We start from the raw sequence: 17,327 nt of genomic DNA on the forward strand, positions 1-17,327 counted from the left end.
TTGGACTATAAATTTAATGCTCGAGATAATACAGGGATAGTGCCAAGTCAGGAAGCGCTAGTTACACTTTTTCGAGACATAAGACTGAAGGTTACTTTTTCTTAGCCAAAGTCTTAGCCAAAGTTTGCAGCTCAAGTGATCAGTGAAAATTTCAGCTAAATTCCTTACTGCACTTTAAACCGTTAACCAATTAGCCAATTAACCAAAGCGGCGCTTTAGTATGAACAGCAAAATAAGTGCATAAAAAAAGCCTTTACCTATCACAGGTAAGGGCTTTTTAATTAGCGAACAGCTATTATAAAATTAATCTTTGTTCGCTAAAATGATCAAGCTAAGTTTTGTAAACTTCTCTACTATAAACCGAAAGTACGAGACACAGATAAAACAATGCGTGAATCTGCACTATCCATATCCATATTGGTATCTTCAAGTGCCAGGTTAAAATCAAAGCCTTCATAACTGGTCATATATTCAAGACGAGCATGATTGTACGATTCATTACCATTCCAAGACCATTCATTAACATCGCTTGACGTTGAACGATCGAAGCTGGCTCTAACATTATGACCTGGAGCTACTTCAAAGGTATGAGCAACCATGGTGATATAATGTCCAGCATCAAGACCAAAATAGTCCCAGCTGTACCAAAAGTTTAATTCGGTATTACCTAGCGATGAATTGTAGTTAAACTTGGCATAAGCCTCTGGATAATTATAAGTATCTGAAGCAGAATCACCGTGGTAGGTATAGTAAGCAATACCGGCATCAAGGCCTATTTTTTCGTCAAGTTGGAAGTAATTTCCTACGTAAAAATCCAACTCAGCATTGGTGTCCTCAGCGCTGCCAAAATCTACTGTTGATGCCCAAGCGCCAGTATAAAAACCGTCAGCGCCTGCGTAATCTAAACTTGCTTGTAACGCAGGATCATTGCCTGTTTGGCTCACACCATTAAAGGTATAGTCAGACGTTAAATTAACTGTTGCCGATACATCAGCTAATGCTGCTGAAGAAGTGGCTAGTAAAAAACTTGTTGCTAAGGCAATAATACTTTTATTCATTATTTGTATACTCATTTAATTAGGTTACTTGTTCTAGTTTGGTAAAGTCGATTTTATTTTCTTCTGGTGAACTATCTATTGCCGCTACTTCGTCAAATTTTCTTAACAGAATATAACCAAAGCAAGTGAAGAATAGTCCGATAACTACAGCGCCTACCCATTGGATTTGCAAGAAATCTAATTTGAATAGCAAGGTCAGTAAACTCAAGGCAATAATATTACCAAAGAAGTATTTAACTCTACCTATACGCGTTACGCCTATCTTCAAATTGTCTGTGTATAAGCGGATCAATGAATCGAGAGAGTTAATGACAAAAGTAATACCGACAAATGCCATGGCAAGATTATAAAAGCCAGAAGTATCTATGCCGTTCATGCTGTAGTAATACAAGACGCTAAACCATACGGCGATCGGAATAGACGGAAAGATCAACATCGCCAGTAGTACTTGATAAGTGCGTAAACCACTGACAAAACGGGCGGTAAATTGGCCAATCATAATACTCCATGCAAACCACCAGTAAAGGTAGAACTCATGATAAGCATTCATTGGCAGCACAAATTCGTGGATGCTGCCAAAGTAGCCGCCCAACATGGAAAAGGTATTAGCAAATTCGCCAATGCTAGAGTTTTCACCAAAGAATGCGCCGCCCCACATCACGGCAATCAACGCGATAAAAAGCCAAGTGGTCGATAGGCTCAAAATGCGCACATAACGTATGTTGGTACTTGAATACACCGCAAAGGTGATCACCAGTAATACAATTAAGTAAAAACTGCCAACCACAGACTCACCATCACCAAGTTCTGGCATATACCAAGGTAAGTTAGTCAGTAATAAATAAGCGGTAAATGCACAGGTGCCGATAATTACAACGTTATTAATGAATTTAACCAGCGGAATTTCAAAAAATCGTACGCGCGGCTCAATAACACAAAAGTAAAAACAGGTAAGAAAGTAAAAGCTCCAAATAAGAAAGGCCCAAAAACCAAACTCAATAGCTAAAGGATTGGTGAAACCATATTCAGGACTGGTGGCTAAATCGGCGTAACCCGCAAATTCAGTTAATGGGAACATAATAAGTCCCACATCGAGTCCTGAGGTAAATAAAATGGCAATAAAGGTGAAGGTTTTAACGGGCGTTACACCAACACAGCGAATATTGCCCCATCGATATAATATAAATGCAATTGCGGAAAAGGTAAATAACATTCCGGCTGATAACCATGTGGTCATGATAGTGTCCTTATGATGTTTTTAATCAATATTAAGATAATTAACTCCCATTTTTTCTTCTAGTTATAGTGTTCAATATCAAACTTTTAGGTTTGAAAGATCCATTATCTTGCCATGAGATATACCTAGGTATATCTCATGGCGATGATAATTAATTTTGCTTAGAACACTGATGATTACACTTTAGTTGGTAGTGCGTTTTGCTGCAGTTGAACGTTGTTGCTCTTGCCAGTTACCCGCTATGGTAACTGCGGCGTTAGATGGCGCTAACAGTGTTCGAGAGCGAATCATATCGGCGGCACGTTCAGCAACCATAATGGTGGGTGAATTAAGATTACCGTTAGGAATTGTTGGGAATATTGACGAATCAACCACTCTCAATCCTTCAATACCATGTACGCGCGTTTGTGGGTCAACCACAGCCATTGCATCTGTACCCATTTTGCATGAGCAAGAAGGGTGGTAGGCACTTTCAACCGACTGGCGCACAAAACTGTCAATTTCTTCATCAGTTTGCACATTAAGGCCCGGCTGAATTTCTTCGCCGCGATAGTTATCAAGCGCTTGCTGGTTGATAATTTCACGGGTTAGGCGAACACAGGCACGAAATCCTTCACGGTCTGCTTCGTGTTCAAGGTAATTAAAACGAATTTCTGGGTGTACCTTAGGATCGTTTGATATCGCCTTGATTTGCCCACGACTTTTAGGCTTATTATGGCCCACATGCACTTGAAATCCGTGACCTGCAAAAGCTTCTTTACCGTCATAACGCATGGCTGCAGGTAAAAAATGATATTGTAAATCCGGCCATTCAACACTGGCTTTAGAGCGAATAAAACCACAAGACTCAAAATGGTTGGTTGAACCTAAGCCTTTTTTACTTAATATCCAGCGCGTACCGATCAGCAGTTTACTCCACCAATCTAACTTGCCATTAAGGGTAATAGGCTGTTTGCACTTAAATTGAAAATAAAACTCTAGGTGATCTTGCAAGTTTTCGCCAACACCCGGTAAATCGTGTTTTACTTCAATATTAGCGGCTTCAAGCGCGGCTTTAGGGCCGATACCCGACAGTTGTAAAATGTGGGGTGAACCAATGGAACCAGCCGATAAAATAACTTCTTTATGTGCTGAAATATCAACCACTTTACCTTTGTGCTCGTACCTAACACCAACGGCTTTTTTACCCACAAGTAGCACTTTATGTACTAGTGCATGGGTAATAACCGTTAAGTTGTTACGCACCATGGCTGGTCGTAAATAAGCGTTTGCCGTTGATGCACGCACGCCGTTTTTAACCGTCATGTGCATCGGGCCAAAACCCTCTTGTTGACCGGCATTATAATCTTGAGTTTCAAAGTATCCGGCTTCTACTCCGGCATCAATAAAAGCTCTGTAGAGCGGGTTTTTCATTTCATTGCCGTTGTTTACACCTAGCGGGCCATCTTTAGCACGATATTCATTGGCACTAAATGCCCAGTCTTCTGACTTTTTGAAATAAGGTAAACAATGAGCGTAATCCCACTCATGTGCGCCATGTTGTTGCCATTCATCAAAATCTTTGGCGTGTCCACGGACGTAAACCATGCCGTTGATTGAAGACGAACCGCCTAAAACTTTACCTCTAGGGCAATGCATACGTCGATCATCAAGAAACGGCTCTGGCTGGCTTTCAAATTGCCAAGCGTATTTTTTTGAATTCATCGGAATAGACAATGCGGTGGGCATTTGAATAAAAATACTTTTATCGCTGCCGCCGGTCTCAATGAGCAAGACATTGTTATCACTGTCTTCACTGAGACGATTTGCTAAGACGCAGCCAGCAGAACCTGCACCGACAATAATGTAATCAAATTTTTCGCTTTTCATTTTAAACCTTTTTAATAATTTACTGCATGAAGACCTTTATACGATTTAACTATCGAACAATATTCGTGTTGTTCTGTGCGTTAAAAAGGACTATCGAGTGGCTGTAATCCGATATACACCGCTTTAATTTGGGTGAAATAATTCAGCGTAGAAAGGCCATTTTCTCGACCGACACCTGAACTTTTGTAACCACCAACCGGCATCTGTGCAGGTGAGGCGCCAAAGCTGTTTACCCAACAAATACCGGCTTCTATTTGATGAACGACTCGATGCGCACGCGTAATATCTTGGGTAAATACGCCCGCGGCTAAGCCAAATTCTGTGGCATTGGCTCGGCGGATCACTTCGTCTTCATCGGTAAAGGGTAATACGCTCATAACAGGGCCAAAAATTTCTTCACGGCAAATGGTCATCTCGTCGGTACAATCACCAAAAATAGTCGGTGCAACAAAATAGCCATCAGGTGCATTATCTGGCTTAAGTGATGTGCCACCATGCACAAGTGTTGCCCCTTCTTTAATACCAATATCGATGTACGCTTGTACTAATTTCATATGTTTAGCTGAAATTAGGGCACCAAAGTTAGTCTCAGGGTCCATCGGGTCGCCAATAACAATATTATTTTTAGTGCGTTCGAGTAGCTTTTCTATAAAAACTGGATACAGAGATTCTTGTACGAATACGCGCGTTCCGTTTGTGCACACTTCGCCTTGGGTATAAAAATTACCTAACATAGCAGCAGAAACAGCATTGTCGATGTCAGCATCATCAAAAATGATCAGAGGTGATTTACCCCCTAACTCCATAGTGACATCTTTTAGTGTACTCGCAGCAGCGGCCATCACTTTTTTACCTGTACCGACTTCACCAGTAAAAGAAACTTTAGCAATCTCTGGATGATGGGTTAACCAAGCGCCTACTTCTCCGGCGCCTTGAACCACGTTAAATACGCCGTTGGGTAATCCTGCTTCGGTAAATATTTCTGCCAGCTTTAATGCGCCCAACGGGGTTTCTTCCGAAGGTTTAAAAATCATCACATTACCGCAAGCTAATGCGGGCGCTGCTTTCCAGCAAGCAATTTGTAATGGGTAGTTCCAAGCACCAATACCGGCGCAAATACCTAATGGTTCACGGCGTGTATAGTAAAAGTCACCATCAACAGCTTGTTGGGTTCCTTCTATGCCAGGCGCTAGCCCAGCAAAAAACTCGATAGAGTCAGCGCCAGACAAGACATCAACTTCTGATGCTTCTTGCCATGGCTTGCCAGTATCAAGTACTTCAACTTTGGCTAATTCGTCATTACGCTCGTGTAATAAGGCTACGGCTTTAAGTAAAATTCGGCTACGTTGCGTAGCACTCATGGCAGACCAAGTCGCAAAACCCAGTTTTGCACTGGCTATCGCTTTTTCTTTAACCTGTTCGTCGGCAACTTCAACTTGATAAATAACTTTGCCCGTTGCCGGGTTAATCACATCAAATGTTTCACCACTGGCATTATCTATATAAGTACCATCGACATAATTTTTATAACGTATTACTGACAAGTCATATCTCCATATTGGTTAATTTGTTCATTGATAAAGTTTTTACATAATTGTTCAGCTTGGATAAATTCTGCATCAGGCCTCGGACTTAATGCACAGCGCAGCCATAAGCCATCAATCATTGCTGCGGTTTTCATCGCCGCTATTTTTGCTACATCTTCTGCTAGTAATTGACGATATGAAAACAGCAGATTGCTATATAAGCGCTTACTATTGATATTTTGTAATCTTTTAAGCTTTGGATCATGCATTGACTCGGCCCAAAAGCTCAGCCACGTTTTTATCGTGGGAGTAGAGCGTTGAAATGAGGTGAAGTTGGCCTCTATCACCATTTTAAGTCGCTCGGTTGCATCAAGTTGTTGCCTAGGAATGCGCTCAACCAAGGCTAACCTTAACTGTTCTAAAAGGTGCATTATGGTGGCTTCAATTAGGCCCTGTTTGCCACCAAAATAATGACTGATAATGCCGGAAGATAGGCCGGCAATACGACTAATGGTAATGATGGTGGTATTTTGTAAACCATACTCGCCAATCGATTCTATTGTGGCATTAATGAGTTGTTGTTTACGTAAGGGTTTCACTCCAACTTTAGGCATAGGCTTCTTTATTTTTTATTGATTGAACGTTCAATTAATATCTATACTAACGGTTTTTGATGAAGTTATCAAACTTGCTTGCAATAATAAAAATAGCGGCAGGTACTGAAATGTGCGGTTTTTGGTGTTTTTACTGTGCTATAGCTGAGTAATGATGGCTATAAAATATATGGTATAAGTAGCGTTAAAGCTTAGGGGTCTAATGATAATTTTTTGCTGAATTGGCCTAGATGTTGTTATTTTTACTTAAGGTGGTTTGGACTATGTAATAGCCAGTTGATTAATTATTGGCTCATTTTTAAGGGTTAAAATGAAAAAATACGACCTTATATAATTTATAAGATGAATAACTACAGACTACATTTTATCTCTAGTATTTAGCCATTTTTCCAGACAAAAAAGTAGCACACTTAATCCAATGGCTATCACTAGAACTGACTGGGCTAAAATTTTCCTGCGCCTTTGATGCCAGCGGGAGAAAAGTAGCGTTGAATAAAGTGATGGGTACTTTTGTGTCTCAACAAGTTAACAGCGAAAGCAAAAGTAAAAGTCGTCACGCTATTCTATCTACACACGGCTGTTTGGGCTTTATAAAAGTGATAAAGCCCAAAAGTTTAGCATTTAGCATTTAGAGTTTAATGTGTTGTGTAAATGTGTCGAGCAATTCGTCTTTTCTATGCGTGACAAAGAGTAGGGTGGAGTTACTCTCTTTCATGATCATTTTAATAATTTTCAATATGCGATGGCGATTAAACTCATCTAAACCTTGTGTTATTTCATCAAGGATCAATAACAATGGCGCCTTAATTAAGGCTCTAACAATAAGGGCTAATCTTTGTTCACCAAAACTTAACTCGTTAAATAATATTTTTTCTTTATTATTTAAGCCAACCTTTTTTAGCCATTGCTGAGCGTATGTTGTTTGAAATTTTTCAGGCTGTTGGTACAAGCCGATAGAATCAAAAAATCCGGACAGTACCACTGTCAGTAGATTTGAGTTGACTCGATATTGACGATGTAATTCAGGCGTGACTATACCCATATCTTTTTTTAGTTGCCAAATGCTTTCTCCACTACCTCGTTGATGGCCAAATAGGGTTAAATCATTACTATAGCATTGTGTACAATCGCCGGTTATTAAGTGCAATAACGTTGATTTACCGCTACCATTTGGACCGGTAATTAAGGTATGTTGTTGTGGTTTAACGGTTAAATTTAGCCCCTGAAAAACGGTTTTATTTTGATAGCGCACTGTGCCATTAACTAATTTGATCAAATAATCATGCGGATTTAACGCTGTGTTATAAAACTGTTCGGGCAGGGTTATTTTCTCATCATCATTTTTAAAAAAATCATCGAGCTTAGCTTGTGTATCAGCGCAATGCTGAGCGCCAATAACACTAAGGTCACCCTGTTTAATTATCGCTAATTGCTCACACCATTTGGGAATGTCGCGACGATTTCCTAATAAAATAATGACGGTTATATCACTATTTTGGATAATATTTTTAAACAATATCGATAAGGTTTCGCTACTTTCTTGATCTAAACTGTCAAAAGGGTCTTCACAAATAATCAGCTTTTTTTCATCTAACAGCGCTGAAAGTAACAGCAGTTTACGCCCTTCGCCTGAGCTTAATTGCCGGTAACCTGAGGTTAATAAATGCGCTAAGCCTACTTGCTTGATTAGTGGATGGTTTAGTTTATCTTGAGGTAAAAAATCTTGTACAGGTGTGCCAATATCCTGCTGATCTTTAAAGTCGCTGGTATCGATTTTTAACTCGTGTTCATAAATCTTTTGTTGTTGCTCAAAAGAAATAATAGCGATTTCATTTGGTGCAGGTAACAAGATTACCTCGACAGAATGTGGCGTTAATTCACCCGATAATAATTGAGCCAGCTGTTGTTTTCCTGAATCATTAGTGCCCATTACACACCAAGTTTTAGATTGTCCAATAGGCCAACTCTCGATCATTAATTTTGTATGACAATAACTTTTAATATCAAATTTATTCAAGATAACCAACTTTGTTTAAAACTGTATGCGCTATTATTTTCTAGCACTTTGTGCTTTGCAAGCCTAATAATAGCTATTGTTTCATTTCAGAGGTTAATTCACTTCACGTAACTTCACTCGACGCAGACCTTGATGGCGTTTGAATTTTAATCGAAAGGCAAAAAGAAAAAAATAATCATCGCATGAAAGTGGCTTATAGCCGTTTTATTAATAAGCGGATCTGCTTTATATCCAGGTGAAATACAGACATAAACACCCCAGTAGTCGCTTGTTTTAGCAGGTAAAATGTTCAGGGAATTAGTCAGCTTGGTCATCTATTTTATCGGCAAAAGCATCGGTAATAGAGTCGGCAATAGAGTCGGCAATAGAATCGACAGTATAGCGGGCAATAAAAAACCCCTAATAATAAATATTAGGGGTTTGTTTTTAGACTTTAGCTAGTGAGTGAATTAACCTGTAGCGGATAATGAATTAGCCTTTAGCGATTAACCATTGCTTACATCTTCAAAGTCAGCATCAATAACATCTTCACTTTTAGCTTCATCGTTGGCCGCTTCACCTTGATGTTGTGCTTCTTGCGCCTTTTGTGCTTGCATAATTTTACTGTAGGCTTCTTGCAAGGTCTTTTGTCGCATTTCAATCGCGGCTTTGTCATCACCATTAACGGCCATTTTTAGTTGCTCAATTAACGTTTTAAGCTCAGTTTGCTGATCATCACTCAAACTTGCCATTGATGTTTGCACCGTATGAATTAATTGATCCGCTTGGTTACGTTGCTCAACTAACTCACGCTTTTGCTTATCTTCAGTGGCGTGACTCAGTGCATCGTTTACCATGCGATTAACTTCATCTTCTGTTAAGCCACTTGATGCGGTAATTTTAATGCTTTGCTCCTTACCGGTTGCTTTGTCTTTTGCGGTGACATTTAAAATACCGTCCGCATCAATATCAAAGGTAACTTCAACTTGCACTGAACCGCGTGGACCAGGATTAATATCGGTTAAGTTAAATTGACCTAACGATTTGTTGTCTGTTGCCATTTCACGTTGGCCCTGTAACACATGTACCGTTACGGCGGCTTGATTATCTTCTGCCGTTGCAAAGGTTTCAGAAGCCCGTGTTGGTATGGTGGTATTTTTCTCAATAAGCTTGGTCATTACCCCGCCTAAGGTTTCAATACCCAGTGACAATGGCGTAACATCAAGTAACAACACATCACCCACTGTGCCTGACAACACACCCGCTTGTATGGCAGCACCCATGGCAACGGCTTCATCTGGATTAACATCTTTACGTGGCTCTTTACCAAAAAAGTCTTTCACTGCTGCTTGTACTTTTGGCATGCGTGATTGACCACCGACCAAAATGACTTGGCTAATATCCGCTTTGCTTAAACCTGCATCCTTCAATGCTTGTGCACATGGGGCTATGGTGCTTTTTACTAACTCATCAACTAATGACTCTAGTTTAGCTCGAGTCACTTGTATTTTTAAGTGTTTAGGGCCGCTAGCATCAGCGGTAACGTAAGGTAAATTTATGTCAGTTTGTAATGCGGACGACAATTCAATTTTTGCTTTTTCCGCCGCTTCTTTAATACGCTGTAACGCTAAAGGGTCTTGTTTAATATCAATACCGCTTTCTTTTTTAAACTCATCAGCAAGGTAATTGATTAAGCGTAAATCAAAATCTTCGCCGCCTAGAAAGGTATCGCCATTAGTGGCTAATACTTCAAATTGTTTTTCACCGTCAACATTAGATATTTCAATAATAGAGACATCAAAAGTACCACCACCTAAATCGTAAACCGCCACTTTTTGGTCAGCTTTACTGTTTTTGTCTACACCGTAAGCTAATGCAGCGGCGGTAGGTTCGTTAATAATACGCTTAACATTAAGCCCTGCAATTTTACCTGCGTCTTTAGTTGCTTGGCGTTGTGAATCATTAAAGTAGGCCGGCACAGTAATAACCGCGTCTGTGACTGCTTCACCTAAATAAGTTTCAGCATCTTTTTTCAATTTACGTAAAATTTGTGCTGACACTTCTTGTGGCGATAAGGCTTTACCATTAACTTCAACCCAAGCATCACCGTTACTTGCTTTTATAATTTTATAAGGCGCTAATTTAATATCTTTTTGCACCTCTTTATCATCAAACTTACGACCAATTAAGCGCTTAATTGCAAATAATGTATTGCTTGAGTTTGTCACCGCTTGTCTTTTTGCGGGTTGGCCGGCTAATGTTTCATTGTTGGCATAAGCAACAATTGATGGTGTGGTACGGCTACCTTCTGCATTTTCAATTATTTTTGCTACGCCGCCTTCCATAACGGCGACACATGAGTTTGTTGTACCTAAATCAATACCAATAGTCTTAGACATAATAATCACCTATTCTTTTTAAAAGCACTTAATAAAAAAGGTCTGATGCTTTATGGCTATGACCAGTAAGCAGTTTGACCGTATAAACAAGCTTGAATAAACCCAATGACTCTAAAGGATTAACGCAAGGTGTTTGGTTAGTGGCGCTATATTACGCAAGCTAATAAAATGCTTCTGTCACAAATATGACAGTAGCGATGTTTTTTTATTCTTTTATTCTTTTACTTTTTTTAAAGATAAAAATCAGCAAATTAACCCGGTAAATAGCGAAGATAAAATGTTTGCCAAGCAATATTAGCTTTTGCTATATAGTGATAACTCGTTAGAATAAAAACACTTGCTATTGCAACAACTAAAGCTATTTATTTATGTATAAAAATGTCACTCATTTACCTCAAAAAGCCAGTCCGGTACTCGTCAGGCAAGCTAATATTTTTGCCGACTTACCTATAAAGTTAATTGAAGACTTTCAACAAGAATTTCAGCTTGATGAATGGCGCAAAGGCGATTACTTTAATTCAGACTTATTAACCCAGCGCTTTTTTGTGGTGATTGATGGCAGTTTAGAAATTAAACAAAGTAACCCTGAAACCGGCCGAGAAGCTACGTTAGATATGCTTTATGCCGGCGATTGCTTTGATTTAATGGTGTTATTAGATGATCAACCGCATGAGGTTATGGTTTCACCTTTAACGACAGTAAAATTACTGTCAGTAAAACTGACAACAATGCGACATTGGCTGTGGACTTATCCTGAATTTAACCAACAGTTTATGCCTTATTTAGCGAAAAAAATGCGTGAAAAAGAGCAGCAAGCTAGTAGCCTAGTTTTACACGATGTTACTACGCGTTTAAGCCGTATTATTTTAGAACACATTAATAAAATTAAGTTTTATACCGGCGCTAAAACAGAAGAACATCAGCACCATTTAGTTAATGGCTTAAACGACGAAACCTTGGCGCGAATGACTGGCTCAGTCAGGCAAGTAATCAATAAACAATTACAACACTGGAAAAAAGCCGGTACCATTGATAAAAAACGTAATCAACTGATTGTTAAAGATTTAGAAGCATTAGAAAAAGCGGCTAAATACAGCCAAGATTTAACTAATGCGCCGTCTATTAAACGCTAAACGCTAATCGCGATAACAGCTAATGACTTAACCAAGCCATTATCACGTTAATATGGAACGGGAGGTTTTTAACTGGTTATTGTTATGATTTTTCCTATGCTAAGTCTAGGCTAATTTTTAGTAGATTAAAGTTTGTGATCTTTATTAAGGTGAATGTTCTTGATAACACTAGACGAATAACTAAAAGAATAACTAGATGGATAACAATGGTTACTTTGAACAGTCATGCACTGATATATAAGTTGATTCTCAATTAACTTAAAGTAGACTCATAGAAAAAATTGTCATTGACTAGACTCAAAATGATGAACAAAGTGTTCAAGTTGCTTATAAAAACCAGTAGGCCGAGATCCTAAAATTAATATTTACTTCAATGGTTACACAAGCTGTAGCACATATTTGTTGATATTAAGGAGTTAAAAATGTTTGGTTGGATAAAAAATAAAGATAAGCGCGCGGATGAGTTAATTCTTGCGAATAAAGAGAAAGATAAGCGCGCGGATGAGTTAATTCTTGCGAATAAAGAGAAAGATAAGCGCGCGGATGAGTTAATTCTTGCCAATAAAGAGAAAGATAAGCGCGCGGATGAGTTAATTCTTGCCAATAAAGAGAAAGATAAGCGCGCGGATGAGTTAATTCTTGCCAATAAAGAGAAAGATAAGCGCGCCGATGAGTTAGTCCTTGCCAATAAAGAGAAAGATAAGCGCGCCGATGAGTTAGTCCTTGCTAATAAAGAGAAAGATAAACGCGCGGATGAGTTAGTCCTTGCCAATAAAGAACTTGCCTTTCAAAACCTAGATAAAGATAAGCGTGCCGATGAGTTAGTCCTTGCCAATAAAGAGAAAGATAAACGCGCGGATGAGTTAGTCCTTGCCAATAAAGAACTTGCCTTTCAAAACCTAGATAAAGATAAGCGCGCGGATGAGTTAGTTCTTGCCAACCAAGAGAAAGATAAGCGCGCGGATGAGTTAGTTCTTGCCAATAAAGAGAAAGATAAGCGAGCAAATGAGCTAGCTATTGCTAATCAAGAGAAAGATAAGCGCGCTGATGAGTTAGCTATTGCTAATCAAGAGAAAGATAAGCGCGCTGATGAGTTAGCTATTGCTAATCAAGAGAAAGATAAGCGCGCCGATGAGTTAGTGCTTGCCAACCAAGAACTTGCTTTTCAAAATAAGGAAAAAGATAGGCGAGCAAATGAGTTAATGCTTGCCAACCAAGAGAAAGACAAGCTAGCCGATGAGTTAGCTATTACCGCCAGTGTATTCACCCATGCCCGTGAAGGTATTGCCATCACAGATGCCACAGGCACTATCATTGATGTCAATGCTACTTTCACGACGATAACGGGTTATAGCCGTGAAGAAGCTATTGGACAGAACTTACGTATGCTTGAAACCGGACGACAATCACCGGAGTTCTACGCCGATATGTGGCAAACCGTATTAAATGAAGGCTTTTGGTCTGGTGATATATGGAGCTGTCGTAAAAATGGTGAAGTTTATCCTGAAATGATCAACATTAGTTCGGTCAAAGATATTGCTGGTCAAGTAAGTCACTATGTTACCTTATTTACAGATATCACCCCGATGAAAGAATACCAGAGCCAATTAGAGCATATTGCCCATTACGATGTCCTTACGCAGCTACCCAACCGAACGCTACTTGCCGACCGATTATCTCAAGCTATGTTGCAGTGCGACCGTCATCAGCTGTCACTCGCTGTCGCATTTATAGATTTAGACGGTTTTAAAGCCGTTAACGACACTTATGGACATGATATAGGTGATCAACTATTGACAGCACTCTCACTTCGTATGAAAGAGGTATTACGTGAATGTGATACCTTAGCTCGTATTGGCGGTGATGAATTTGTCGCCGTATTAGCGGATCTAGTCAGAGTTGAAGATTGTAAACCTGTATTAGAACGTTTGTTATTGGTAGTGTCTGAGCCTGTTTTAATTGGTCAGTTAGTCTTAAATATATCAGCCAGTATTGGCGTCAGTTTTTACCCTAACGATGGTGTCGATGCCGACCAGCTCATGCGCTATGCTGATCAAGCTATGTACGTGGCTAAAAAATCAGGTAAAAATTGTTATCACTTACTCGATATGGCTCAAGATAAGGCTGTGAAAGTGCAAAGAGAAAGCCTAGAGACGATTCAAAGTGCATTAAATAATCATCAATTTGTGCTCTACTATCAGCCTAAGGTAAATATGAAAACAGGCGCGGTAATAGGGGTTGAGGCGCTTATGCGCTGGCAACATCCGACCAGAGGGCTATTAAACCCGACTGATTTTTTGCCTGCCATGGAAAATAACGCCCTGAGTATCGAGTTTGTTGAATGGGTTATTGGTACCGCACTAAGACAAATTAGCCAGTGGCAAAAAACAGGGCTTAATCTCCCTATCAGCACAAGCGTAAACATTGCAGCAGCACAATTACGCCAACCTGACTTTACTGAGAGGCTAACGGCACTGTTAGCAGCCCACCCCGATGTTGAACCAAGCTATTTAGAGCTAGAGATATTGGAAAAAAATGCTTTAGATGATATTCATCATGTATCAACAATCATGCAAGCCTGTATGGCCTTGGGCGTAAAATTTGCCTTAGATGATTTTGGCACAGGCTATTCGTCCCTCACTTACCTTAGACGATTACCAGCCAACGTCATTAATATAGACCCGAGATTTGTGCGAAACATGTTGGATGATGCCGATGATTTGGCCATTGTTGAAGGCATAATAGCCCTAGCTAAACCATTCAAACGTGGTGTGGTTGCAAAAGGTGTCGAAACGATTGAACAGGGCATGGCTCTATTACAATTAGGTTGTGAAATAGCACAAGGTAATAGTATTGCCAAACCTATGCTAACCCGTGATGTTCCAGCCTGGGTCGCTAATTGGAAGCCCGAGGAAAGTTGGAATCCTGATGCGAGTTGGAAGATATAAATAGCCATTACTTGTCATTAGCCACGGTCCGCTTTTACCACTGATGCTAAGTTTTTATTTTACTGTTGATGACGACAAGCACTATGACCTGTTGTAAATAGCTCAGTTGAGTGTTGAACTATAGAAATATCGTTAAAGACTGTACACTCAATTTTTATTTAACTAATTGTTATACTGTAGTTTTTCCTTATTGGCAAGTGTGTTTATTCGCTTTATCAAGCTCTTTTTTATTTTTAAGAAACAGTGTTAATTTACTGATACACTCCAAGCAGTGAATATTTTTGATTAACTAGGTCGCTTGGATTAAGCCTTAAGTGCAAAAGAATATGGCAGGGTGATAACCCTAAGGTTAAAAATTTTTGATACTGAAGAGAAAAAGCGATTTAATCATGTAACTTTTATAGTTATACATGTAACTAAGTGTATGGTTTAATGTATGACTAAATATAGAACTAAACATAGAACTAAATACGTATAACTGAACAAATGTTTGACCTAGCGATCACATTGGTTAGTAGAGTTAACAAAGATAGTCAATAGTTTACACGTAAGCAGGGACTAGACGCTTCGAAAACGCCTCGCGATATATCATTTTTCGACATGCCACTAATTAAAAGGAATTATTATAGCGTCTAGGCGCAGCTGAGGATAAATGACTTTTTGACAACTCTTGTATTAGTACTGTTGTGTAAGTAATGTGGCAAAATTTTTTCATGCCGCTGTTCTCAATACCTTAGTCATTATCTCGCTTTTTTCGAGTTTTACTATTTCAGCTAGCAAAGAATATAACAAGCACTGAGAAAAATTATAAAAACTATAAATCGAATCTATCAATACTTGTTTCCAAAGCGGCAGTTTATTGTTCGTCAAAATGGTGAAATAAGATACATTAAAGCCTCGTCTAAAGTGCAACTTAGCCTTGTTCTATTGATTGTTTTAACCTTTGCTTGGCTGTCGTTTAGTAGCTTAGAATATTTTTCATTGAACGATCAAGTGTCACAAAGCCAAGATCAATTGTACCAGTCACAAACATCTTTGGACCTGTTAGTGTTGAAATACCAAGACAAACAGAGCCAGTTGCAGCAGCAGTTATTACAAGTACAAGAGCAACAAGAATTACTGCAAAATGTATTGGACTCATTACCTGCAGCTATAGTTGATACCAAGCATGAAATTATTGGGCAAACTAGTGATGCAACTCCTGCTGATATTGACCTTAGCTCAGAGACCACAAGTAAAACTGATGATCCCATATGGTCGGTTATGCAGCAAAGCCAGACTGACCTTGCCCAATTGAAGCAAAAGCAGCAATTTAGTTATCACCAATTAGAACAGCAAATAAACAAACGCAAGCAGGTACTTGAGCAAGCAATGACACTGGCGGGCGTGTCTAGTGCAGCTGTGCTTAAGCAATGGTCAGCTCCTGCTTTGGGGCAGGGCGGTCCACTCAACCAAGTGTTAGCCGAAGAACTTGATATTGACAATAAAAACTTGATAGAGAAATTACTCAGTTTAACCGAGCTAGAAGCGGCACTGAGTAATATACCGGTAATTTTTCCGGCAAAAGATTATTATATTTCCAGTCTTTTTGGTATTCGCAAAGACCCTATGCTTAAACACCCTGCAATGCATAAAGGCATTGATATGGCAGGTTGGATAAAAACTGAAATATTTGCTGCGGCTGACGGCACTGTGCGTCGGGCAGGAAGAAACGGTAGTTATGGCCGTTTTATCGAAATTGATCACCACAATGGTTTTATGACCCGCTTTGGTCATCTACATAAAATAAAAGTAAAGAAAGGGCAAAAAATCAGCAAGGATGATGTTATAGGTTTAATGGGCAGTAGTGGGCGCAGCACCAGCACCCATTTGCATTATGAAGTTCTTTTTAATAAAAAACAGATCAACCCTCTTTCACTCATTAAGGCTTTGAAAAATGTTCTCTAAAAACAAAGGTAAAGACGTAGCGGTAGAAAATAAACTCAGTAAAAGTAGTAACAAAATCCCCTCGATTATTAGCCCTGACGTTAATATTGTCGGTAACGTATCTAGCGAAGGAGTGATCCAACTTGACGGTAGAATCGAAGGCGAGATACATGTGAGGCATTTAACGGTGGGTATTCATGGCCTAGTTGAAGGCGCTATTTTTGCTGAAGAAGCCATTATTAAGGGTAGTGTTACCGGATCTATCAAGGCGCAAAAAGTGATACTAGAGAAAACGGCAGAAGTGCGCGGTAATATTCAACATGAAGTTATCAGTATAGAAGCTGGCGCTGTCATCGAAGGTAACATCAATCATATGAGCGAAAATGTCACTGAGCTAGCCATGGCCAAAAAAAACGTAAAACCGGGTGAAAAACTTAGTACAGAAAAGCTTAGCACAGAAAAACTCAGCACAGAAAAACCCAAAGCAGAAAAAATGGTACAAGAAAAATAAATTTCTCCTCAATCTTAGGCATAAGTCGACGAACTGATTCGTTGAAAAGTATTGCTTCAGGTTTGAATACTTGTTAGTAACAGATTGAATTAATTAAATAACATAAAAAT

General features: G+C 39.3%; 11 protein-coding genes. 4 read left to right on the forward strand and 7 right to left on the reverse strand.

Going from position 1 to position 17,327, the window contains the following annotated elements; all coding sequences use genetic code 11:
* Positions 1–353 precede the first annotated feature (353 nt).
* The 7 genes from H4J54_RS08250 to dnaK all read right to left on the reverse strand — a co-directional run bounded on the left by H4J54_RS08250 (position 354) and on the right by dnaK (position 10,699).
* A complete protein-coding gene (locus tag H4J54_RS08250) occupies positions 354–1,058 on the reverse strand; it encodes a TorF family putative porin (RefSeq protein ID WP_182190458.1) in 705 nt (234 codons plus the stop codon).
* 19 nt (positions 1,059–1,077) lie between these two features.
* Positions 1,078–2,295 (reverse strand): BCCT family transporter, encoded by a 1,218-nt coding sequence (locus tag H4J54_RS08255; protein WP_182190401.1) that lies wholly within the window; start codon positions 2,293–2,295, stop codon positions 1,078–1,080.
* A gap of 183 nt (positions 2,296–2,478) precedes the next feature.
* Entirely contained in the window at positions 2,479–4,164 is a 1,686-nt protein-coding gene (gene betA / locus H4J54_RS08260; protein WP_182190402.1) for a choline dehydrogenase, read from the reverse strand.
* Between the two features lie 80 nt (positions 4,165–4,244).
* Positions 4,245–5,708 (reverse strand): betaine-aldehyde dehydrogenase, encoded by a 1,464-nt coding sequence (gene betB, locus H4J54_RS08265; protein ID WP_182190403.1) that lies wholly within the window; start codon positions 5,706–5,708, stop codon positions 4,245–4,247.
* Entirely contained in the window at positions 5,699–6,304 is a 606-nt protein-coding gene (gene betI / locus H4J54_RS08270; protein ID WP_182190404.1) for a transcriptional regulator BetI, read from the reverse strand. The genes betB and betI overlap by 10 nt, the downstream gene beginning before the upstream one ends.
* Positions 6,305–6,932: 628 nt before the next feature.
* Positions 6,933–8,321 (reverse strand): ATP-binding cassette domain-containing protein, encoded by a 1,389-nt coding sequence (locus H4J54_RS08275; RefSeq protein ID WP_259366935.1) that lies wholly within the window; start codon positions 8,319–8,321, stop codon positions 6,933–6,935.
* A 485-nt stretch (positions 8,322–8,806) separates the two neighbouring features.
* Complete coding sequence (gene dnaK, locus H4J54_RS08280; protein WP_182190405.1) at positions 8,807–10,699, reverse strand: molecular chaperone DnaK; 1,893 nt, start codon at positions 10,697–10,699, stop codon at positions 8,807–8,809.
* A 368-nt stretch (positions 10,700–11,067) separates the two neighbouring features.
* On the opposite strand from dnaK, the gene H4J54_RS08285 reads away from it, so the two are divergent.
* The 4 genes from H4J54_RS08285 to H4J54_RS08300 all read left to right on the forward strand — a co-directional run bounded on the left by H4J54_RS08285 (position 11,068) and on the right by H4J54_RS08300 (position 17,217).
* On the forward strand, positions 11,068–11,832 hold the full coding sequence (locus H4J54_RS08285) for a Crp/Fnr family transcriptional regulator (RefSeq protein ID WP_182190406.1): 765 nt from the start codon (positions 11,068–11,070) through the stop codon (positions 11,830–11,832).
* A gap of 422 nt (positions 11,833–12,254) precedes the next feature.
* Positions 12,255–14,780 (forward strand): bifunctional diguanylate cyclase/phosphodiesterase, encoded by a 2,526-nt coding sequence (locus H4J54_RS08290; RefSeq protein WP_220464119.1) that lies wholly within the window; start codon positions 12,255–12,257, stop codon positions 14,778–14,780.
* Between the two features lie 837 nt (positions 14,781–15,617).
* The gene (locus tag H4J54_RS08295) at positions 15,618–16,727 is read left to right on the forward strand and encodes a M23 family metallopeptidase (RefSeq protein ID WP_182190407.1); all 1,110 of its coding nucleotides are present in this window, start codon (positions 15,618–15,620) and stop codon (positions 16,725–16,727) included.
* Complete coding sequence (locus H4J54_RS08300; RefSeq protein WP_182190408.1) at positions 16,717–17,217, forward strand: polymer-forming cytoskeletal protein; 501 nt, start codon at positions 16,717–16,719, stop codon at positions 17,215–17,217. Before H4J54_RS08295 ends, H4J54_RS08300 begins: the two co-directional genes overlap by 11 nt.
* Positions 17,218–17,327: the final 110 nt, after the last annotated feature.

This window comes from Colwellia sp. MB3u-8 (assembly GCF_014076985.1).
Classification (GTDB): Bacteria; Pseudomonadota; Gammaproteobacteria; order Enterobacterales; family Alteromonadaceae; genus Cognaticolwellia.

Bases quoted from the DNA above. Each gene is read 5' to 3' on its own strand.
- H4J54_RS08255 (WP_182190401.1), bottom strand. From the start codon at position 2,295: ATGACCACATGGTTATCAGCCGGAATGTTATTTACCTTTTCCGCAATT.
- betI (WP_182190404.1), bottom strand. From the start codon at position 6,304: ATGCCTAAAGTTGGAGTGAAACCCTTACGTAAACAACAACTCATTAAT.
- H4J54_RS08250 (WP_182190458.1), bottom strand. From the start codon at position 1,058: ATGAATAAAAGTATTATTGCCTTAGCAACAAGTTTTTTACTAGCCACT.
- H4J54_RS08300 (WP_182190408.1), top strand. From the start codon at position 16,717: ATGTTCTCTAAAAACAAAGGTAAAGACGTAGCGGTAGAAAATAAACTC.
- H4J54_RS08285 (WP_182190406.1), top strand. From the start codon at position 11,068: ATGTATAAAAATGTCACTCATTTACCTCAAAAAGCCAGTCCGGTACTC.
- H4J54_RS08290 (WP_220464119.1), top strand. From the start codon at position 12,255: ATGTTTGGTTGGATAAAAAATAAAGATAAGCGCGCGGATGAGTTAATT.
- betA (WP_182190402.1), bottom strand. From the start codon at position 4,164: ATGAAAAGCGAAAAATTTGATTACATTATTGTCGGTGCAGGTTCTGCT.
- dnaK (WP_182190405.1), bottom strand. From the start codon at position 10,699: ATGTCTAAGACTATTGGTATTGATTTAGGTACAACAAACTCATGTGTC.